20 protein-coding genes are annotated in these 18,396 nt (G+C 69.5%); 6 read left to right on the top strand and 14 right to left on the bottom strand.

The genetic code is table 11. The features are described from left to right. The first annotated feature begins 80 nt into the window (after positions 1-80). Positions 81-1,331, top strand: a complete 1,251-nt coding sequence (locus tag ACIRHA_RS37050; RefSeq protein WP_403855131.1) for a PTS transporter subunit EIIC — start codon at positions 81-83, stop codon at positions 1,329-1,331. Positions 1,332-1,423: 92 nt separating this feature from the next. On the opposite strand, the gene ACIRHA_RS37045 is transcribed toward ACIRHA_RS37050, so the two are convergent. Continuing rightward, the gene (locus ACIRHA_RS37045; protein ID WP_403855129.1) at positions 1,424-2,176 is read right to left on the bottom strand and encodes an MBL fold metallo-hydrolase; all 753 of its coding nucleotides are present in this window, start codon (positions 2,174-2,176) and stop codon (positions 1,424-1,426) included. Between the two features lie 245 nt (positions 2,177-2,421). Here ACIRHA_RS37045 and ACIRHA_RS37040 point away from each other — a divergent pair, with 245 nt between their 5' ends. Further along, a complete protein-coding gene (locus ACIRHA_RS37040) occupies positions 2,422-2,850 on the top strand; it encodes a type II toxin-antitoxin system PemK/MazF family toxin (RefSeq protein ID WP_403855127.1) in 429 nt (142 codons plus the stop codon). A 101-nt stretch (positions 2,851-2,951) separates the two neighbouring features. On the opposite strand, the gene ACIRHA_RS37035 is transcribed toward ACIRHA_RS37040, so the two are convergent. The 7 genes from ACIRHA_RS37035 to clpS form a co-directional block, all read right to left on the bottom strand. Continuing rightward, entirely contained in the window at positions 2,952-3,902 is a 951-nt protein-coding gene (locus ACIRHA_RS37035) for a PLP-dependent cysteine synthase family protein (protein ID WP_403855125.1), read from the bottom strand. An 8-nt stretch (positions 3,903-3,910) separates the two neighbouring features. Further along, the gene (locus tag ACIRHA_RS37030; RefSeq protein WP_403855123.1) at positions 3,911-4,189 is read right to left on the bottom strand and encodes a MoaD/ThiS family protein; all 279 of its coding nucleotides are present in this window, start codon (positions 4,187-4,189) and stop codon (positions 3,911-3,913) included. 120 nt (positions 4,190-4,309) lie between these two features. Beyond that, on the bottom strand, positions 4,310-4,411 hold the full coding sequence (locus tag ACIRHA_RS37025; protein ID WP_323179532.1) for a putative leader peptide: 102 nt from the start codon (positions 4,409-4,411) through the stop codon (positions 4,310-4,312). Positions 4,412-4,535: 124 nt separating this feature from the next. Continuing rightward, entirely contained in the window at positions 4,536-4,952 is a 417-nt protein-coding gene (locus tag ACIRHA_RS37020) for a Mov34/MPN/PAD-1 family protein (RefSeq protein ID WP_403855121.1), read from the bottom strand. A 76-nt stretch (positions 4,953-5,028) separates the two neighbouring features. Further along, positions 5,029-6,465 (bottom strand): amino acid permease, encoded by a 1,437-nt coding sequence (locus ACIRHA_RS37015; RefSeq protein ID WP_403855119.1) that lies wholly within the window; start codon positions 6,463-6,465, stop codon positions 5,029-5,031. Positions 6,466-6,798: 333 nt separating this feature from the next. Beyond that, a complete protein-coding gene (locus ACIRHA_RS37010; RefSeq protein WP_403855117.1) occupies positions 6,799-7,404 on the bottom strand; it encodes a DUF2017 domain-containing protein in 606 nt (201 codons plus the stop codon). 10 nt (positions 7,405-7,414) lie between these two features. After that, positions 7,415-7,732, bottom strand: a complete 318-nt coding sequence (clpS, locus tag ACIRHA_RS37005; RefSeq protein ID WP_403855115.1) for an ATP-dependent Clp protease adapter ClpS — start codon at positions 7,730-7,732, stop codon at positions 7,415-7,417. Between the two features lie 80 nt (positions 7,733-7,812). Between clpS and ACIRHA_RS37000 the strand changes: the two genes are divergently transcribed. Both ACIRHA_RS37000 and ACIRHA_RS36995 read left to right on the top strand, forming a co-directional pair. Then, a complete protein-coding gene (locus ACIRHA_RS37000) occupies positions 7,813-9,141 on the top strand; it encodes a nicotinate phosphoribosyltransferase (protein WP_403855113.1) in 1,329 nt (442 codons plus the stop codon). 102 nt (positions 9,142-9,243) lie between these two features. Beyond that, the gene (locus ACIRHA_RS36995; RefSeq protein ID WP_403855111.1) at positions 9,244-9,834 is read left to right on the top strand and encodes an isochorismatase family protein; all 591 of its coding nucleotides are present in this window, start codon (positions 9,244-9,246) and stop codon (positions 9,832-9,834) included. A 133-nt stretch (positions 9,835-9,967) separates the two neighbouring features. Here the strand turns inward: ACIRHA_RS36995 and ACIRHA_RS36990 are convergent, their stop codons facing one another. Continuing rightward, the gene (locus tag ACIRHA_RS36990) at positions 9,968-10,294 is read right to left on the bottom strand and encodes a hypothetical protein (RefSeq protein ID WP_403855109.1); all 327 of its coding nucleotides are present in this window, start codon (positions 10,292-10,294) and stop codon (positions 9,968-9,970) included. Between the two features lie 124 nt (positions 10,295-10,418). Next, positions 10,419-12,827 carry an immune inhibitor A domain-containing protein gene (locus ACIRHA_RS36985; RefSeq protein ID WP_403855107.1) on the bottom strand — a complete coding sequence of 803 codons (2,409 nt, stop codon included), beginning with the start codon at positions 12,825-12,827 and terminating at the stop codon, positions 10,419-10,421. A 315-nt stretch (positions 12,828-13,142) separates the two neighbouring features. Here ACIRHA_RS36985 and ACIRHA_RS36980 point away from each other — a divergent pair, with 315 nt between their 5' ends. Next, positions 13,143-13,439, top strand: coding sequence for a hypothetical protein (locus tag ACIRHA_RS36980; protein ID WP_403855105.1), 297 nt, complete (start codon positions 13,143-13,145; stop codon positions 13,437-13,439). 36 nt (positions 13,440-13,475) lie between these two features. On the opposite strand, the gene ACIRHA_RS36975 is transcribed toward ACIRHA_RS36980, so the two are convergent. Beyond that, on the bottom strand, positions 13,476-14,150 hold the full coding sequence (locus ACIRHA_RS36975) for an RDD family protein (protein WP_403855103.1): 675 nt from the start codon (positions 14,148-14,150) through the stop codon (positions 13,476-13,478). Positions 14,151-14,247: 97 nt separating this feature from the next. Beyond that, positions 14,248-15,696 (bottom strand): RDD family protein, encoded by a 1,449-nt coding sequence (locus ACIRHA_RS36970; RefSeq protein WP_403855101.1) that lies wholly within the window; start codon positions 15,694-15,696, stop codon positions 14,248-14,250. 232 nt (positions 15,697-15,928) lie between these two features. Between ACIRHA_RS36970 and ACIRHA_RS36965 the strand changes: the two genes are divergently transcribed. Then, positions 15,929-16,408, top strand: a complete 480-nt coding sequence (locus ACIRHA_RS36965) for an SsgA family sporulation/cell division regulator (protein WP_403855099.1) — start codon at positions 15,929-15,931, stop codon at positions 16,406-16,408. Positions 16,409-16,430: 22 nt separating this feature from the next. Here the strand turns inward: ACIRHA_RS36965 and ACIRHA_RS36960 are convergent, their stop codons facing one another. Continuing rightward, positions 16,431-16,625 (bottom strand): hypothetical protein, encoded by a 195-nt coding sequence (locus ACIRHA_RS36960; protein WP_403855097.1) that lies wholly within the window; start codon positions 16,623-16,625, stop codon positions 16,431-16,433. A 150-nt stretch (positions 16,626-16,775) separates the two neighbouring features. After that, the gene (locus ACIRHA_RS36955; RefSeq protein WP_403855095.1) at positions 16,776-18,146 is read right to left on the bottom strand and encodes an FAD-binding oxidoreductase; all 1,371 of its coding nucleotides are present in this window, start codon (positions 18,144-18,146) and stop codon (positions 16,776-16,778) included. Positions 18,147-18,396 lie beyond the last annotated feature (250 nt).

Raw genomic sequence — 18,396 nt, 5'->3', positions numbered from 1 at the left:
CCTTATCCCGCCTTCACCGTGCTACAACAGGTCTACACCACTGAGTGGTGTAGACCATCTGCTTTTCATGGAGGAAGTTGATGAGCACCGCCAGCGCTACGGCGGCCCCCGCGAAGAAGCGGGGTTCCGGCCTGTTCCAGGGCCTCCAAAAGGTGGGCCGCAGCCTGCAGTTGCCGATCGCGGTGCTTCCTGCCGCCGGCATCATGGTGCGGCTCGGCCAGGACGACATCTTCGGCAAGGACGGCCTCGGCTGGGACAAGGTCGCCGCGGTCTTCAACAACGCGGGCAGCGCCCTGACCGGCGCCCTGCCGATCCTGTTCTGCATAGGTGTGGCCATCGGCTTCGCCAAGAAGTCCGATGGCTCGACGGCGCTCGCCGCCGTCGTCGGATTCCTCGTCTACAGCAAGGTCCTTGAAGCCTTCCCGGTCACCGAAGCGGTGGTCAAGAAGGGCGAGGACGTCGCGGCGACGTACAACGATCCGGGTGTCCTCGGCGGCATCATCATGGGTCTGCTCGCCGCGATCCTGTGGCAGCGCTTCCACCGCACCAAGCTGGTCGACTGGCTCGGCTTCTTCAACGGCCGCCGGCTCGTCCCGATCATCATGGCCTTCGTCGGCATCGTCGTCGGCGTCTTCTTCGGTCTGGTCTGGGAGCCCATCGGCAACGGCATCTCCAGCTTCGCCGACTGGATGACCAGCCTCGGCGCCGGTGGTGCGGCCCTCTTCGGCGGAGTGAACCGCGCGCTCATCCCCGTCGGCATGCACCAGTTCGTGAACACCGTCTCCTGGTTCCAGCTCGGTGACTTCACCGACTCGGCCGGCCAGGTCTGGCACGGCGACATCCCGCGCTTCCTGCACGGCGACCCGAGCGCCGGCATGTACCAGTCCGGCTTCTTCCCCATCATGATGTTCGGTCTGCCGGCCGCCGCGATCGCCATCGCGCACTGCGCGCGGCCCGAGCGCCGCAAGGCCGTGATGGGCATGATGGTCTCGCTCGCGCTCACCTCGTTCGTCACCGGTGTGACCGAGCCGATCGAGTTCTCGTTCATGTTCATCGCGCCGATCCTGTACGTGCTCCACGCGCTGCTCACGGCGGCCTCCATGGCGATCACGTGGGGCCTGGGCGTGCACGACGGCTTCAACTTCTCGGCCGGCTTCATCGACTACGCGCTGAACTGGAACCTGGCGAGCAAGCCATGGATGATCATTCCGATCGGCCTGCTCTTCGCCGTCGTCTACTACGTGGTCTTCCGCTTCGCCATCGTGAAGTTCGACCTCAAGACCCCGGGCCGCGAGCCCGAGGAGGAGGTCGAGGACCTCACGAAGGCGTGAGCCTCACCCGCAGGGCATGACGAAGGCCCCGGAACCCGATGGGTTCCGGGGCCTTCGCACGTCTGTGGCTGCCTGTGGCCCGGACGGACTTCTCAGATCTCGTACGTACGTCCCGGCGCGGCCAGCTCCACCGGACCGTCGTACACCGCGCGCGCGTCCGTGACGTTCACCTGCGGGTCGGTCCACGGCGGGATGTGCGTGAGGACGAGCTTGCGGGCGCGGGAGCGCTGCGCCGCCTCCCCCGCCTCCCGCCCGTTGAGGTGCAGCGCCGGGATGTTCTCCTTGCCGTGCGTGAACGCGGCCTCGCACAGGAACAGGTCGCTGTCCTCCGCCAGTTCGTCCAGCGCGGCGCACGGCCCGGTGTCCCCGGAGTACGTCAGGGAGCGCCCGCCGTGCTCGACCCGGATCGCGTACGACTCCACGGGGTGGCACACCTTCTCCATGCGGACGGAGAACGGCCCGATCTCGTACGAACCCGGCTTCACGGTGTGGAAGTCGAAGACCTCGCTGAACGCGGAGGCCGAGGGCGTGTCGGCGTGCGCGGTGGTCAGGCGCTGCTCGGTGCCCTCGGGGCCGTAGACGGGCATGGGGTCACAACGGCCGCCGTCGTGGCGGTAGTAGCGCACGACGAAGTACGCGCACATGTCGATGCAGTGGTCCGCGTGCAGGTGGGAGAGGAAGATCGCGTCGAGGTCGTACAGACCGACGTGGCGCTGCAGCTCGCCCAGGGCGCCATTGCCCATGTCGAGAAGCAGCCGGTAGCCGTCGGCCTCGACGAGGTAGCTCGAGCAGGCCGAATCCGCGGACGGGAACGACCCCGAGCAGCCGACGACGGTGAGCTTCATAAGAGCCTTCAACCTCCGCGCTGGCGGTCGGAAATGCGGGGTGGAACCGTGGGCCTTCAGGCCGGGGCCTGTGCCGGGGCAGGCCCGAGGGGGTCAGTCGAGCGTAAGGCGCAAAAGGGCGGGTGGCTCCTCCGTCACGGGCTGTTGTGGGCGAACTCACCTGCGCTGTCACCGGTTCGGAGGGCTTTCGGCCCGCTTCCTGGCCGCGGGAGCACCCCGCGCGTCCCACCGGTACCGTCATGCCTATGGACACGTCCTGGTGGCTCGCGCTCGCTGCCGTCGTACTGCTCGCGCTCGTCGCGACGCTGGTGGACGGGTGGGGGCGGCGCGCTCCGCGGAGCCGGGCGCCTCGGGTCAGGGGCGGTGGGCCGCAGCCCGGGGACATCTGGTGGGCGCTTGTGCCGTACGAGGACGGGCCCGGCGGGAAGGACCGGCCGTGTCTGGTGCTCTCGGTGCGGCGTGGGGTGGCGACGGTCGCCAAGATCACCAGCCGGTATCACGACGAGCGGCCCGGGGTGATCGCGTTGCCGCCGGGGTCCGTGGGGGATGCGCACGGGCGGGCGAGTTTCCTGGAGACGGATGAGCTTCGCTCGGTGCCGGTGGGGGATTTTCGGCGGCGGGCCGGGGTGATCGATCCGGGTCTTTGGGATCAGGTGCGGCACCTGGGGCACTAGGCGGGATCAAGCCCCGCCGCATTCAAGCCCCTCCGGCGATTGAGGAGCGGGGTCCGGGGCGGAGCCCCGCGTCCTCAACCACGGAAGGGCGTAACAGCGGACTACGCCCACAACTGGCCGTGCAGTACCTCGATGGCTTCCTCGGTCGTCGCCGCCGTGTAGACCCCCGTCGACAGGTACTTCCAGCCGCCGTCGGCGACGACGAACACGATGTCGGCGGACTCCCCCGCCTTCACCGCCTTCTTGCCCACACCGATCGCCGCATGCAGCGCCGCCCCCGTGGACACACCCGCGAAGATGCCCTCCTGCTGGAGGAGGTCACGCGTGCGGGCCACCGCGTCGGCCGAGCCCACCGAGAAGCGGGTGGTCAGGACGGACGCGTCGTACAGCTCCGGGACGAAGCCCTCGTCCAGGTTGCGCAGGCCGTAGACGAGGTCGTCGTAGCGCGGCTCGGCTGCGACGATCTTGACGTCGGGCTTGTGCTCGCGCAGGTACCGGCCGACGCCCATGAGCGTGCCGGTGGTGCCGAGGCCCGCCACGAAGTGCGTGACGGACGGGAGGTCGGTAAGGATCTCCGGGCCCGTCGTGGCGTAGTGCGCGCCCGCGTTGTCCGGGTTGCCGTACTGGTAGAGCATCACCCAGTCCGGGTGCTGCTCGGCCAGCTCCTTGGCGATGCGGACCGCCGTGTTGGAGCCGCCCGCGGCCGGCGAGGGGATGATCTCGGCGCCCCACATGGCGAGCAGGTCGCGGCGCTCCTGCGAGGTGTTCTCCGGCATGACGCAGACGATGTTGTAGCCCTTGAGGCGGGCGGCCATCGCGAGCGAGATGCCGGTGTTGCCGGAGGTGGGTTCGAGGATGGTGTCCCCGGCCTTGATCCGGCCTTCCTTCTCGGCCTGTTCGATCATGTGGAGCGCGGGGCGGTCCTTGATCGAGCCGGTCGGGTTGCGGTCCTCCAGCTTCGCCCAGATCCGCACGTCGTCGGAGGGCGAGAGCCGCGGCAGGCGCACCAGGGGGGTGTTGCCCACCGCGGCCAGCGGGCTGTCGTAGCGCATGAGCCCGCTCAGCGCATTCCGCCGGCCACGGCCGGCAGGATCGTGATGCTGTCGCCGTCGGCGAGCTTGGTGCTGATGCCGTCGAGGAAGCGGACGTCCTCGTCGTTCAGGTAGACGTTCACGAAGCGGCGCAGCTGGCCGTTGTCCACGATGCGGTCGGCGATGCCCGCGTGCCGGGTGTCCAGGTCGGCGAAGAGTTCGCTGAGGTTGGCACCGGCGCCTTCGACGGCCTTCTCGCCGTCGGTGTAGGTGCGGAGGATGGTCGGGATGCGGACCTCGATGGCCATGCTGGGCTCCTGTCGGGAGTCGGAAGTCGTGTGGGTGAGCGCGCCTGGGCGCGGGCGTTTCCGGTCAGGTGCGTGGGTGGCTGGAGCTGCGGGCCCGCGGCGGGTGCCCGGCGGTCCGGCTCAGCGCGGACAGATGGCGCTGGCGAGGCGGCACAGGTCGACGTGCAGCCGCGCCACGAGCAGCATGCCCGGCGTCTTTTCGCTCACGTCGTGGGAAACCATGGGCTCATCGTATCGATTCCCGGTCCGGATCCCGGAATGTGATCTCACCATGCGGTCGAAATGCGTCCGGTGAATGAGAACTCCGAGGTCGGGGTCGTCTCTCGGGCGGGGTCGGGGCCGTCTCTCAGGCGGTGATCTCGACCTCTTCCTCGGTGATCTCGCCCTCGACGATGCGGTACGAGCGGAACTGGAAGGGGCCCGCGTCGTCGGTGTCGGCGGTGGAGACCAGCACGTAGTGGGCGTTCGGCTCGTTCGCGTACGTGACGTCGGTGCGCGAGGGGTACGCCTCGGTGGCCGTGTGCGAGTGGTAGATGACGGCCGGCTCCTCGTCGCGGTCGTCCATCTCGCGGTAGAGCTTCAGCAGGTCACCTGAGTCGAACTCGTAGAACGTGGGCGAGCGGGCGGCGTTCAGCATCGGGATGAAGCGCTCGGGACGGCCCTCACCGACCGGGCCCGCGATGACGCCGCAGGCCTCGTCGGGGTGGTCCTTGCGGGCGTGCTCGACGATCTGGTCGACCAGGGACTGGGAAATCTTCAACATGCGGCCAGCATAAGCAAGTGGGCCTCCCCGTACCGGAGTGCGGTACGGGGAGGCCCACTTGGTGAGACGCGGTGCGTCAGTTGCGCTTCGCGAAGGCGGCGCTCTGCGGGTTGCGCTTCTTCAGGAAGAAGTACGCGACACCCAGGATCGCGGCCCAGACCGGAGCCGCGTACAGCGAGACGCGCGCGTCGGGGTCGATGCCCATCAGGACGATGACCATGAAGATGAACGCGAGCGCGAGGCCGCTGACCCAGACGCCCCACGGAGCGCGGAACTCGGACTTCGGGAGCTCGCCGCGGTCGGACTTGAGGCGGTAGCGGATCTGGCAGATCAGGATGATGATCCAGGCCCACATGCCGGAGATGGTGGCGAAGGAGACGACGTAGTTGAACGCCTCGCCCGGCCACTGGTAGTTGATCCAGACGCCGACCAGCATCATCGCGGCGGAGAACGTGGTGCCGATGACCGGCAGACCGTTCTTGCTGAGCTTGGTGAAGAAGTTCGGGCCCTGGCCGTTCTGCGCGAGGTCGCGCAGCATGCGGCCGGTGGAGTACATGCCCGAGTTGCAGGAGGACAGCGCGGCGGTCAGCACGACGAAGTTGACGATGGCGGCGCCGACGCCCAGGCCCATCTTGTCGAAGGCGTGCACGAACGGGCTCTCGCCGGCCTTGAACGACGTCCACGGCACGACCGAGAGGATCATGATCAGGGCGCCGACGTAGAAGACGGCGATGCGCCACGGCACGGTGTTGATCGCCTTCGGCAGGACCTTCTTGGCATCCTTGGCCTCGCCCGCGGTGACGCCGACGAGCTCGACCGCGAGGAACGCGAACATCACCATCTGCAGGGTCATCAGCGTGGAGCCGATGCCGTTCTCTCCGGCGAAGAAGCCGCCGAGGTCCCACAGGTGCGAGACGGAGGCCGTGTCACCGGCGTCGGAGAAGCCGATGGTGAGGATGCCGGCGCAGATCAGGATCATGCCGATGATGGCGGTGACCTTGACGGTGGAGAACCAGAACTCCAGCTCACCGAAGAGCTTCACGGAGATCAGGTTGGCGCCGTAGAGGATGACCGTGAAGACGAGTGCGGACACCCATTGCGGGATGTCCCACCAGAACGTCATATAGGTGGCCGCCGCGGTGACCTCGGTCATTCCGGTGATGACCCAGAAGAGCCAGTACGTCCAACCGGTCGCGAAGCCCGCGAAGGGGCCGATGAACTCGCGCGCGTACTCCGAGAAGGAGCCGGACACGGGGCGGTACATGAGGAGCTCGCCGAGAGCCCGCATGATGCAGAAGATGACCACGCCGGCGACCGCGTACGCCAGGATCAGGCTGGGCCCCGCCTTGGAGATGCCCTTGCCCGCGCCGAGAAAGAGGCCGGTCCCGATGGCGCCGCCGATGGCGATCATCTGGATCTGCCGGGCCCCGAGTCCCCGCTTGTAACCCTCGTCGGTCTCGGCCTGCGCGGCCTCATTGCCGTCGTGCTGCTCGTCGACCTGCACTGAGGTCATTTGTGCGCCTTTCTCCATGCCGATCCGTGCCGTACTCGGCTCGGATCGACTGTGACGATCCTTTGGGGTCTGGGCCCCTGGATGGATGGAGCTTTGTGCCTACCGGCGGTCGGCCGGTCGGGGCGCCCTCTGACTGGACAGGGGTGGCGTCCGTCAGGTGGTCGTGAAGATTTATCACGGCGTTCATCGGGGTCGACCGAGACGCATGTGGCGTACGCCACTGGGAAAACAGGACAAAACAAATCACCGCGCCGCAATGTGGGTGGGTGTGGTGACGGGATCGTTATACGGATTTGAGGACCCGCTGAGCGAACAGCACAACCTGACCGGCGGTCAGGCCATCAGGGTCTCGACGAGAGTCTCCTGAAGCCCGCCGAGCCACAGATACGCCATCACCATCGGCTTGCGCGCGTCGTCGTCCGGGAGCCGGTAGAGGAGGTCCGTGTCCTCCTCGTCGGTGATGTCGAGGCGGGTGCCGATCGCGAGGCGCAGATCGTTGAGCGCCCGCATCCACTGGATGGACTCCCCCTGAGACAGCTTCAGGACCGCCCCGCCGTCGCCGGCCGGGCTGAGCGTGTCGAGCGTGCGGATCACCGCGAGGGCGTCCTCGCGCTTGCCGGCCCGCAGATCGTTCTCGGTGAAGCGGCGGAACTCCGAGGAATGGGCGCGCAGCTCCTCGGCGTCCTCGGCGGTCCCGCCCTCGGCGCCCGGACCGCCGTACGCGTCGGGGAAGAGGCGGCGCAGGACCGCGTCGGACGGCGGCTCGCTCGGCCCCTCGGCGAAGAGCTCCGCGAGCGGGTCGTCGCTCACCTCGCCGCCGGGCCCGGGACCGACCAGCTCGAGGAGCTGCACCGCGAGCGAGCGGATGATGGAGATCTCGACGTCGTCGAGGGCGACGGCCGCGCCGCCGCCGGGGATCGGTTCGAAGTGTCCTGGCATCGGGATGCTGCTACTTCCGATCCTGTTGAAGCGTGGCCCACAGGCCGTATCCGTGCATCGCCTGCACGTCGCGTTCCATCTCCTCGCGGCTGCCCGCGGAGACGACGGCCCGGCCCTTCTGGTGCACGTCCATCATGAGTTTGGTGGCCTTGTCCTTGGAGTACCCGAAGTACGACTGGAAGACGTACGTCACGTAACTCATGAGGTTCACCGGATCATTGTGGACGAGCGTGATCCAGGGGACGTCCGGCTCGGGGACGACGGACACGTCCTCCGTCGTCTCGGGCCTCTCGATCTCAAGGGGTGTTGGAGCCGTCACAGGGCCCATGCTGCCACCACCACCCGCCCCACGCACAAACGGACGCAGAAATCGTCACCTTGACGTTAATCGGGGGTAGCATCCATCCTATGAACACAGCGGACCTGGGCCTGCCGGTGGACGTTCCGTCGACAGCGCTCTTCACCGACCACTATGAGCTGACGATGCTGCAGGCGGCCCTGCGCGCAGGCACCGCCGACCGGCACTCGGTCTTCGAGGTCTTCACCCGGCGGCTGCCCGAGGGGCGCCGCTACGGCGTCGTCGCGGGCACCGGGCGCGTCCTGGACGCGGTCGAGAACTTCCGCTTCGACGCGCAGGTGCTCGACTTCCTGCGCGAGCGCGACGTCGTCGACGAGCCGACGCTCCAGTGGCTCGCGGACTACCGTTTCTCCGGCGACATCTGGGGCTACCCCGAGGGCGAGGTCTACTTCCCCGGCTCCCCCGTGCTGCGCGTCGAGGGCTCCTTCGCCGAGTGCGTGCTCCTGGAGACGGTGATCCTCTCGATCCTCAACCACGACTCGGCGATCGCCGCCGCCGCTTCCCGGATGTCCTCGGCCGCCGGCGAGCGGCCGCTGATCGAGATGGGCGCCCGCCGCACGCACGAGCTGGCCGCCGTGGCCGCCTCGCGCGCCGCGTACGTGGGCGGGTTCGCGACGACCTCCGACCTGGCGGCGGGGTTCCGGTACGGGATCCCGACCGTCGGCACCAGCGCGCACGCCTTCACGCTGATCCACGACACCGAGCGGGACGCCTTCCGGGCCCAGGTCGACTCCCTGGGCAAGGGGACGACGCTGCTCGTGGACACGTACGACGTGCAGGAGGCGGTCGCGACGGCCGTCGAGATCGCGGGGCCCGAGCTGGGCGCCGTCCGGATCGACTCCGGCGACCTGCTGCTCGTCGCGCACCGGGTGCGTCAGCAGCTGGACGAGCTGGGCGCAGAGAACACCAAGATCGTCGTCACCTCCGACCTCGACGAGTACGCCATCGCCTCGCTCGCCGCCTCTCCCGTGGACGCGTACGGGGTGGGTACGCAGCTGGTGACCGGGTCCGGGCATCCGACCTGCTCCATGGTCTACAAGCTGGTCGCGCGCGCCGAGTCCGCCGACCCGAAGGCGCCGCTGGTGCCCGTGGCGAAGAAGTCGGCGGGCGGGAAGACCTCGGTCGGCGGCCGCAAGTGGGCCGCGCGCCGGCCGGACGCGGACGGGGTCGCGGAGGCGGAGGTCGTCGGCACGGGGGCCGTCCCGGCGGAGCTTGCCGACCGGCAGCTCCTCGTCGAGCTGGTCAAGGGCGGCGAGGTGCTGGCCCGTGAGCCGCTCGACGCCGTGCGCGAGCGGCACATCGCGGCGCGCGATCTGCTGCCGCTGTCGGCGACTCAGCTGTCCAGGGGCGAGCCGGTGATTCCGACCGAGTACGTCTAGAGCCTTCCAGGGCCTGTCGTTCTCCGTGCGCTCCCCATGCCCTCTCCCGCAACGCACTTGAAGCTTCTACGCTCGTAGTCTCCAAGCAGAAGGACAGCAATCATGCGTCGCGCCCTGATCGTCGTGGATGTGCAGAACGACTTCTGCGAGGGCGGCAGCCTCGCGGTGGCGGGGGGTGCCGATGTCGCTGCCGCGATCACCGATCTCGTCGGGCAGGCCGGCGGCGGGGGCTACCAGCACGTCGTCGCCACGCGTGACCATCACGTCGACCCCGGTGACCACTTCTCGGAGACGCCGGACTTCGAGCGCAGCTGGCCGCGGCACTGTGTCGCCGGGACGGAGGGGGTGGGGTTCCATCCGAACTTCGCCCCCGCGGTGGCCTCCGGCGCGATCGATGCGGTGTTCGACAAGGGGGCGTACTCGGCCGCCTACAGCGGGTTCGAGGGGGCGGATGAGAACGGGGTGCCGTTGGCGGAGTGGCTGCGGCAGCGGGAGGTGTCCGAGGTGGATGTGGTCGGGATCGCGACGGATCACTGCGTGCGGGCGACCGGGATTGATGCGGTGCGGAACGGGTTTCGTACGAAGGTGCTGCTCGACCTGACGGCCGGGGTGGCGGTTGCCTCCACGGAGGCGGCGCTCGATGAGCTGCGCTCGGCCGGGGTGGAACTTACGGGTAAGCCCGTCGTGGCCTAGGTCGCGGGGCTCTGCCCCGGGCCCCGCTGCTCAAGCGCCGCAGGGGCTTGAAAGATCGCCTCAAACGCCGGCGGGGCTGGAAAGGCAGGCCCGTCCGGCAGGGCTTTCGGGAAGGGGCGGGGTGGGGGCTTGATCAGGCGCCTGCCGCGCTGACTCTCCCCGGCAACAGCGCGCGTATCGGGTGCCACAGCTCGCCCGTCGTCGCGTCCGGGGCCGTGCGCCAGATGAGGCCGTCGGGGTGGTGGAGGACGGCGGTTATCTCGTCCGGGGTCGGTGGGTGGGCGTTGCCGCGGAGGTAGACCGCGCGCAGGCCCAGGTTGCGCAGGCGGGTCAGGGCCCGGGGGCGGCTCACGGCGTGCACCAGGACCCGCACGGCGCCGTTGGCGGAGCCGGGCGCGGGCAGGGTCAGAGCGACCACCACGGTGCCTCCCGGCAGCTTGCAGAACCCTCCTGCGGACATGACTGTCACACCCCCGTGAGACGTAGTGTCAATAAGGAACTCACAGGACGCACCTAAACACGACCGGCCGCGACCCCGCTAGAGGGTCGCGGCCGATGCGTTTCTGACCTGCGGGTTTACAAGATCAGCGTCCTGAAGGGCCCACCTTGATCGTCATCGAGGAGCCGTCCCGGGGCTGCTTCACGATGCTGATCTTGGTGTTGGTGTCAGTTGTGCGCACGCTTCCCGTGGGGTTCTCGGGGTACCAGTACGTGCCCTTGTGATCGTCGAAGACGGGCGTTCCCGACTGCGCCGGGATCCTGGTCTCGACGCCCAGCTTGTGGAGCGTCATGCCGGGGACCGGATAGCGGCCGAAGGCGGCGTCGTACGGCGTGATCTTGTTGGTGATCAGCTTGCCGTCGGACCACTTCAGCGGCTTCGCGTGCGCGTCGACCGGGAGGATCAGGCCCTTGCCGGGGTGCTGGCCGACGTTGTTGTTGCGCTGCGAGGTGTCCCACTGCCAGATCATGAGGCCGGGGCGGTACGCGTAGTGCTCGACCCGGTTCTGCTTGGCCCCGCCGTCGCGCCAGCCGAAGTTGTACGGGCCGACCTCAAGGGTCTTGTCGTACGAGACGTACTGGCGGTTCTCGGCGATGTAGAACTGCGGGTAGTCGCCGGAGATGGACGCGCCCACGCGGGAGAAGCCGCGTGTGGTCCAACCGGCCTGCTCCGTCTCGGCGTTGTCCGTGAAGAGGGCCGCACCGTCCGCCTCGACCGTGAAGTTGTCGAAGGCGAAGCCCATTTGGGCCACTCCCCCGTCGGTCTTGTAGCGGAAGCGGACGTCGATCTTCTGGCCTGCGTAGTCGTCCAGCGGGTAACTCAGGTGCTGGAACTTGCCGTTGGTGCCCGTCAGGGCCGGCTTGTCGCCGCCGTCGCGCGGGATCGGCGAGCCGTCGGCGGTGCCGTCGACGGTCTTCCAGCTCGCGCCGCCGTCGGTGGACACCTGCGTGTAGAGGTAGTCGTAGTCCTTCTCGATGTCGTACCAGCCGTCGAGTTCGAGTGAACCGGTCTTCTTGCCGGTCAGGTCGACCGTGCGCGACAGCGTGTTGTCCAGGTCGTCGCCGTAGTCCGACCACCACTGCTTCGCGCCCTCGGCGGGCTTCACGATGTCCGTGGTGACGTTCTTCTTCGGCAGTTCGACGACGAGCGCCTGCTTGAGCTTGGTGTTGTACTCCGAGACACCCAGCTTGTGCGTCGACCTGGTGGCGGCCTTCGCCTTGTCGTAGTTCAGCCAGCCGAGCTGGAGCTTGTCCCAGGCCGTCATGTCGCCCGGCATGTCGCCGATGGCGTCCTTGCCGGTGCCGAGCCAGGAGCCCGCGGACATCAGCGACCAGAAGCCGACCGAGTTCTCGCCCGTGTACGTCGTGTCGTACAGGTCGGGCAGGCCCAGGTCGTGGCCGTACTCGTGGGCGAAGACGCCGAGGCCGCCGTTCTCCGGCTGCATCGTGTAGTCGCCGACCCAGATGCCGGTGTCGCCGATCGGGGTGCCGCCCGCCTTGAAGCCGGACGGGCCCGTGTCGCCGTCGTCACGGGAGAAGGCGTAACCGCGGTGCGCCCAGAGGGAGTCGCCGCCCTGCGCGCCGCCGCCCGCCGAGCCGTCCTCGCCCGCGTGCACGATCTGGAAGTGGTCGATGTAGCCGTCGGGCTCGTTGAAGTCGCCGTCGTTGTCGTGGTCCGTGCGGTCCCACTGGTCGTACTGGGCCATGTCGGCCTTGATGTCGGCGTCGGACTTGCCGGCCGCCTTCTGCTGTGCGACCCAGGCGTTGACGCCGTCGCGGACCAGGTCCTCGACGTTCGGGCAGTTGTCGGCGCCGCAGTAGTTGGAGCCGTAACGGGCCTCGTTCCAGTCGACCTTGACCCAGTCGGAGACCTCACCCTCGACCGAGTAGCGGCCCGAGGAGGTCTTCTCGTAATAGGTCTTGAGGGACTCGGCGCCCTTGCCGGAGGCCGTCTTGCCGGATCCGAAGTAGAGGTCCTTGTAGTGCTGCGAGTTGTAGTCCTTCTGCCAGGCCGTGCTGTTGTCCTTGGCACGGTCCGGCTCGGCTATCCGGTTGTGCAGCGGTCCGGGCGTGCCGCCGTACTTGGGCTTCAGCTCGTCGGTGTCGTCGTCCGCGCGGTCCACCAGGGTGGTGTCGTCGACCTTGTCGCCGAACTCGGCCAGGATCGTGAAGATCTTGTCCGTGCGCTCGCGGCCCAGCTCGACGTACTTGCCCTTCGACAGCTCCACGACCTTGGAGCCGTGCTTCTCCTGGACCTTCGACGTGCCCTGGAGGACCTGCTGGAGCGCGGCCTGCCGTTGCTTCTCCTGCTGCTTGCTGAACGGGCCGTCGAAGACGTGCCCCTTCCCCCCGTACGTCTTTCCGTCGGCGGTCGCGCTCGTCGCGGCCGGGGTGTCGGCCTGGGCGCCGGTCGCCGCGAGCGAGCCCGTGGCCGCGGTGGCGGCGAGGGTCGCGAGCACGGCGACCGATCTCAACGCCCGTCTCTTGATGGTCACTTGAGTGGTCCCCTCCTCCGTGGCGTGTGCGCCACGCGTCACAAGTGACGCTATTTGAGCGGAAGTAGAGGAGAAATAACAGACCTTGACTGAGGTGTTCGTTCTGCACTATGCAGAGCGCCCGGTCCGAAATGCGGACGTGCCGGCCGCGGCCGTCCGCACGAGCAACAGGCGCGCCTTTCCGCCCATTTGGCATACGCGGTGACTCCGTGCGCCCCCCATGCTCCGGCAGCAATGCTTAGGGCATGCTTACCGGGTGCTCTGCTCGGGCACAGGTCCGAATAGTCCCCCGATGTCACGAGGACGGATCTCACCATGCCTCGCCCGACTGTCGCTCAGCTCGCATACGGTTCGGCCACCGTCGTCTGCTCCACCATCGCCATGGTTCTGCTGTCCCGGACGGAGTCGGGGCCCGGCGTCCCGGTCATCGCCGTCTCCGCGCTCATCCTGGGCCTGTTCGTGGCGATGTCGGTACCGACCCGCAAGCGGGAGCCCTCCGCGGGGGCGGCCGCCGCGGGCGAGCGGGTGCCCGCGCAGCGCCTCAGCACCACGCTCCCCTCCCCCTCGGCCCCGACCGAGGCCTCGCGCGCACGCGAACCGGCGGGCCCGTGAGACACGGACCCGCCGGTTCATCGGTGCGGTGTCGGGTCAGGCGGCGCTGACCACCACGGTCTTCGCCGCCTTGTCGTGCAGACCCTGCTTGTAGGGCTTGTCGAAGAAGCTCCAGCCGCCGCAGATCGCCGTCCAGATGCAGGCGCAGCAGAACACCGCGGGCACCCACAGGACGGCCGCGCGCAACAGGTTGGTCTGCATGCTGGGTGTCGCGCCGTCACTGAGGTTGGCGACGCGCAGCTTCAGCAGCTTCTTGCCGAGCGTCTGCCCGGTCTTCGCCATCATGATCGTGTCGTACCCGACGTACAGAATGGCCCCGATGAGCGACTGGCCGAACCGCTTGCCGGCGTCCATCTCATCGGTGTCGATGTTGTACTGGCCGACCCCGAAGAGCCACGACAGCAGGCCCACGACGATCGCGATGAGGATGATGTCGATGATCCTCGCGAGGACGCGCTTGCCGCTGTCGGCGAGCGGCGGCATCCCCGCGAGCGGATCGGCCGCGCCGTAGCCACCACCGTAGGGATCACCGCCGTACGGGGGCGGGGCGCCGCCTCCGTTCGGTGGCGGTGGCGGTGGTGGGGGCGCCGAATCGTAGGGGTTCTGGGGGTTGTCGTACGGCGAGCCGCCACCCTGGTCGGTCGGCGGCGGCTTGCGGAACGGGTCGTCGTCCGGCGGCTGGCCGGACCCGGGCGGCGGTTCGGTGCTCATGGCCCGAGTGGAACGCGAACCCCGCCGCGCTGCACGCGGCGGGCCGCCGTCCGGATGACCCGGGGCCCTCCCGACGGATCTTGAAGGACCCCGGCTGTCAGTCGGCCGCTACGAAGGTGCGCGCCGCCTTGTCGTGGAGGCACTGGCGCCACGGGCGGTCGAAGGCGCCCCACAGGACGCCGAGCACGCCCACGACGAGGACGCCGGGCACGCTGTAGGCGAGCCAGCGCTTGAGGGCCGATACGAACGTCGGGGCCTCGTGCTCCTCGATGTCACGGACCGTCAGGCCGAGCAGCTTCTTGCCGAGGGTCTGGCCCCACTTCGACGTCGGCAGCGCCTCGTAGAGCGTGCCGACCACGAGCAGCACCGCGAGGATGACGCCCAGGTAGCTGCCCGTCGTGCCGTCGAGCAGCCACACCGTGACCTGGTGGCCGGAGGCCTTCGCCTCGTCGATCTTGCCGTTGATGTGGTCGGCGGCCTTGGTGCCGAGCGGCACGGCGACGGTCGCGGTGACCGCGCCGACGACGACCGAGTCGATGAGCCGGGCCGCGAGCCGCTTGCCGAGGCTCGCCGGGCGGGCGGCCGCGGCGGCCTGCGCCGCGGCGAGGAACGGGTCGCTGGCGACCGGCTTGAACGGGGCCACCGGGCCGTTCGGATCGGCGGCGGGCGCGGGCGCCTGCCCCTGAACCTGCCCCGGGCCCTGCCCCTGTCCTGCCAGCTGGTGCACCTGCTGCGGCCACGAAGGGGAGCCGCCGCCGGGCCCCTGCGTCATGGGGCTCTGGAGGTGCGCCTGCGCCTGGGGCGGCTGCTGGTGCGGCGGCTGTTGAGGCTGGGGCTGGTGGGGCTGCTGAGGCTGCTGTTGCGGGACGTTCGGCTGGGCCGGGGCGGCCGGGGCCTGCGGGGCGGGCTGCGGGTTCAGTCCTGCGCGGGACTGCGCCTGGGACTGCCCCGGCGTGGTGGCCCCGCCCTGGCCGTCCTGCTTCGGCAGCGCCCGGAACGCCATCGTGCCGTCGGCGGGGGCCGGCTGCCCGGCTCCCGGCTGCCGCATGGCGCGGAGCTTGACCGTGCCGTCCGTGCGCTCCGGCGGCGCGGACGCCTCCGGGGAGGACTGCTCGGGGGTCTCGGCACCCGGGTCCGAGCCCCAGGAGACCCGGTGGGCCTGTTCGGCGCCGAAGCCCGCCTGCCGGGCGGTGTTGGCCTGCCAGGCGGACGCGGGCTCGGGCGACGCGGGCGCGCCGTGGCTGTGGTCATGCCCGTGGTCGTGCCCGTGGTCCGAGGGCCCCATCTCCGTACGCACGGAGGGCTCCTCGTCGAGGAAGACGGGTCCGGTCTCCTCCGCGGGAGGGGGTTCGGACACCGAGGTGGGGGCGGCGGAGCCCGCTCCGGGCGGAGCCGGAAGGGATTGCCCGTCGGAGGGGGCGGGGCGGCTGGTGCCCGGAACCCACGCAGCCCCGTTCCAGTACCGGACATATCCGGGAATGGACGGATCGGGGTAGTAGCCGTCGCGGGGCCTGTCGTCACCGGGGGCCGGGGTTGGCGCACTCATGTCCGTCGTCCCGTATCTGCTCGGGGGTCTTGTTGTGGGTTCCACATCTATCAGACCGCCGCGCCCGCCCGTGCCGCTCCGCCGTTACGGACCACTTTCCGGGGAACCCGGTGCCCGCTCCGGAACACCGGGAAATATCTTCGTCGAACTCGCGTAATGCTCCCGGCAGATCGTGCTCTCACCTTCCAACGGGCCCGCTCCGGACCCGTACGACGGAGAGGAAGCGCACGACATGCACACCGTGGTGGAACGCGAACTGGAACTGAAGCTCGTTCTCTCGCCGGAGCGGAGCATCCCCGTACCGGCCCGACTGACCTACCGGACCGACGACCCCTACGCCGTCCACGTCACGTTCCACATCGGCTCGCATCACCCGGTCAACTGGACCTTCGCCCGCGAACTGCTCGTGGAGGGCGTGTTCCGGCCCTGCGGTCACGGGGACGTGCGGGTGTGGCCGACGAAGGTGGACGGGCGCAGCGTGGTGCTGGTGGCGCTGAGTTCACCGGACGGGGACGCGCTGCTCGAGATGCCGGCCGCGCAGGTCTCGGCCTGGCTGGAGCGGACGCTCCGGGCGGTGCCACCCGGCACGGAGACGGATCAGCTCGGCATCGACGACGCCCTGGCCGAGCTGCTCACCCCGACGCCGGCCACCGACGACCTGTACCTGCGCGACCCGTGGCCGGGGGACGAGTCGTCCGCCGGGGACCTGTGAGTGCTCCGGCACGGGGTCAGGGTCACGCGGAAGGTGTGCCCGGGTCCGGCACGGCGGTGACCGAGGGGACCGCCGGGGCGGGGCCCGAATCCGCGACCGCCGTGCCGATCCCGAGGCCGACGGAGGACAGCGCGATGGCGCCGACCAGTACGGCGGCGGTCGTCCTGCGGCGGCGGGCGGACTTGTCGTGGTTGCGGCTGGCGGTGCTGTTGCTCATCGGCTGGACCTCATCGGGCTGCGGGATGCCGGCCGGCGCCCTGACGGCCGGCCGTGCGACCCGTTCAGGATCCCGCCGGGCGACGCCCCACCGCATGAGGCTTTCGTCCTTTATGTCACTCATACGCGTGCGGGGACGCACGCTCCGTGATCAGAACAGCTTGCCGGGGTTGAGCAGGGCCAGCGGGTCGAAGGCCGCCTTCACCGCCTGCTGCATCTCGACGCCCACCGGGCCGAGTTCGCGGGCGAGCCACTCCTTCTTGAGCACGCCGACGCCGTGCTCGCCGGTGATGGTGCCGCCGAGTTCGAGGCCGAGCGCCATGATCTCGTCGAAGGACTCGCGGGCGCGGCGTCCCTCGTCGGCGTCCTGCGCGTCGAAGCAGACGGTGGGGTGTGTGTTGCCGTCGCCCGCGTGCGCACAGACACCGATGGTGAGGTTGTACTTCTCGGCGATCCGCTCGACGCCTTCGAGCAGTTCGCCGAGCCTGGAGCGCGGCACGCACACGTCGTCGATCATCGTGGTGCCCTTGACCGCTTCGAGGGCGGTGAGCGACAACCGCCGCGCCTGGAGCAGCAGTTCGGACTCCGCGGCGTCCTCGGCGGGCACGACCTGGGTGGCGCCCGCGGCCTCACACAGCGCACCGACGGCGGCGAGGTCGGACACCGGGTCCGGGGTGTCGAAGGCGGCGAGGAGCAGCGCCTCCGTGGTCTCCGGCAGGCCCATGTTGGCCATGTCGTTGACGGCCTTCACCGTCGTACGGTCCATGAGTTCGAGCAGCGACGGTACGTGCCCGCCCTCCATGATCCGGCAGACCGCGTCGCAGGCGGCCTCCGCCGAGGCGAACTCGGCTGCCAGCACGAGCTGTTGGGGCGGCTGCGGCTTCAGCGCGAGCGTCGCCTTCACGACGATACCGAGGCTGCCCTCGGAGCCGACGAAGAGCCGCGTCAGGTCGTAGCCCGCGACGCCCTTGGCGGTGCGCTTGCCGGTGTGCAGCAGCCGGCCGTCGGCAAGGACGACGTCGAGCCCGAGCACATACTCCGCCGTCACCCCGTACTTCACGCAGCACAGGCCGCCGGAGGCCGTGCCGATGTTGCCGCCGATGGTGCACATCTCCCAGCTGGAGGGGTCCGGCGGGTAGTAGAGCCCGTGCTCGTTCACCGCGCGGGAGAGCGTGGCGTTGATGACACCCGGTTCGACGACGGCGATCCGGTCGACCGGGTTGATCTCCAGGATGCGGTCCATCTTGACGAGCGAGAGGACGATGCAGCCCTCGCTCGCGTTGGCCCCGCCCGACAGGCCCGTGCGGGCGCCCTGCGGGACGACCGGGACGCGCAGCGCGGTCGCCGTGCGCATCACGTGCTGGACCTCTTCGACGGTGCGCGGCAGGACGACGACGGCGGGGGTGCCGGCGTCGCAGAAGCTCGCCATGTCGTGGGCGTACGAGGCGGTGACGTCGGCGTCGACGATGACGGCTTCCGCGGGCAGGCCCGTACGGAGCTCTTCCATGAGGGTGCGGCTCATGATCACACCCTCGCACTCCGCCCCCACCGTGTGAACCCCCAACCCTGCGGCTCCCTTGAGACCGGTGCGGCACATCAAGCCCCTGCGGCGATTGAGCAGCGGGGCATGGGGCAGAGCCCCAATCTTTTGAGCCCCTGCGGCGATTGAGCAGGCGGCTCCGGGGTTGACGCCTCGGGGGGGGGGCCCCCGCCCCCCCCCCGCCCCCCCCCCAGGGCCCGCGTTGAACCCCCCCGGGCGGGGGGGGACGCAG

The organism is Streptomyces sp. NPDC102360 (genome assembly GCF_044766085.1).
Classification (GTDB): Bacteria; Actinomycetota; Actinomycetes; order Streptomycetales; family Streptomycetaceae; genus Streptomyces.
Note: the sequence above shows the minus strand (reverse complement) of the source record. Positions and strands in the feature narration are given on the sequence as shown.

What these genes read in the sequence shown, in the direction of transcription:
- ACIRHA_RS36980 (WP_403855105.1), top strand. Translation starts at nt 13,143, where the DNA reads ATGCCTCGCCCGACTGTCGCTCAGCTCGCATACGGTTCGGCCACCGTC.
- ACIRHA_RS37025 (WP_323179532.1), bottom strand. Translation starts at nt 4,411, where the DNA reads ATGGTTTCCCACGACGTGAGCGAAAAGACGCCGGGCATGCTGCTCGTG.
- ACIRHA_RS37045 (WP_403855129.1), bottom strand. Translation starts at nt 2,176, where the DNA reads ATGAAGCTCACCGTCGTCGGCTGCTCGGGGTCGTTCCCGTCCGCGGAT.
- ACIRHA_RS37010 (WP_403855117.1), bottom strand. Translation starts at nt 7,404, where the DNA reads ATGCCAGGACACTTCGAACCGATCCCCGGCGGCGGCGCGGCCGTCGCC.
- ACIRHA_RS36960 (WP_403855097.1), bottom strand. Translation starts at nt 16,625, where the DNA reads ATGAGCAACAGCACCGCCAGCCGCAACCACGACAAGTCCGCCCGCCGC.
- ACIRHA_RS37040 (WP_403855127.1), top strand. Translation starts at nt 2,422, where the DNA reads ATGGACACGTCCTGGTGGCTCGCGCTCGCTGCCGTCGTACTGCTCGCG.
- clpS (WP_403855115.1), bottom strand. Translation starts at nt 7,732, where the DNA reads ATGGGCCCTGTGACGGCTCCAACACCCCTTGAGATCGAGAGGCCCGAG.
- ACIRHA_RS36975 (WP_403855103.1), bottom strand. Translation starts at nt 14,150, where the DNA reads ATGAGCACCGAACCGCCGCCCGGGTCCGGCCAGCCGCCGGACGACGAC.
- ACIRHA_RS36995 (WP_403855111.1), top strand. Translation starts at nt 9,244, where the DNA reads ATGCGTCGCGCCCTGATCGTCGTGGATGTGCAGAACGACTTCTGCGAG.
- ACIRHA_RS37030 (WP_403855123.1), bottom strand. Translation starts at nt 4,189, where the DNA reads ATGGCCATCGAGGTCCGCATCCCGACCATCCTCCGCACCTACACCGAC.
- ACIRHA_RS36990 (WP_403855109.1), bottom strand. Translation starts at nt 10,294, where the DNA reads ATGTCCGCAGGAGGGTTCTGCAAGCTGCCGGGAGGCACCGTGGTGGTC.
- ACIRHA_RS37020 (WP_403855121.1), bottom strand. Translation starts at nt 4,952, where the DNA reads ATGTTGAAGATTTCCCAGTCCCTGGTCGACCAGATCGTCGAGCACGCC.
- ACIRHA_RS37035 (WP_403855125.1), bottom strand. Translation starts at nt 3,902, where the DNA reads ATGCGCTACGACAGCCCGCTGGCCGCGGTGGGCAACACCCCCCTGGTG.
- ACIRHA_RS37000 (WP_403855113.1), top strand. Translation starts at nt 7,813, where the DNA reads ATGAACACAGCGGACCTGGGCCTGCCGGTGGACGTTCCGTCGACAGCG.
- ACIRHA_RS36955 (WP_403855095.1), bottom strand. Translation starts at nt 18,146, where the DNA reads ATGAGCCGCACCCTCATGGAAGAGCTCCGTACGGGCCTGCCCGCGGAA.
- ACIRHA_RS37050 (WP_403855131.1), top strand. Translation starts at nt 81, where the DNA reads ATGAGCACCGCCAGCGCTACGGCGGCCCCCGCGAAGAAGCGGGGTTCC.
- ACIRHA_RS36965 (WP_403855099.1), top strand. Translation starts at nt 15,929, where the DNA reads ATGCACACCGTGGTGGAACGCGAACTGGAACTGAAGCTCGTTCTCTCG.
- ACIRHA_RS36970 (WP_403855101.1), bottom strand. Translation starts at nt 15,696, where the DNA reads ATGAGTGCGCCAACCCCGGCCCCCGGTGACGACAGGCCCCGCGACGGC.
- ACIRHA_RS37015 (WP_403855119.1), bottom strand. Translation starts at nt 6,465, where the DNA reads ATGACCTCAGTGCAGGTCGACGAGCAGCACGACGGCAATGAGGCCGCG.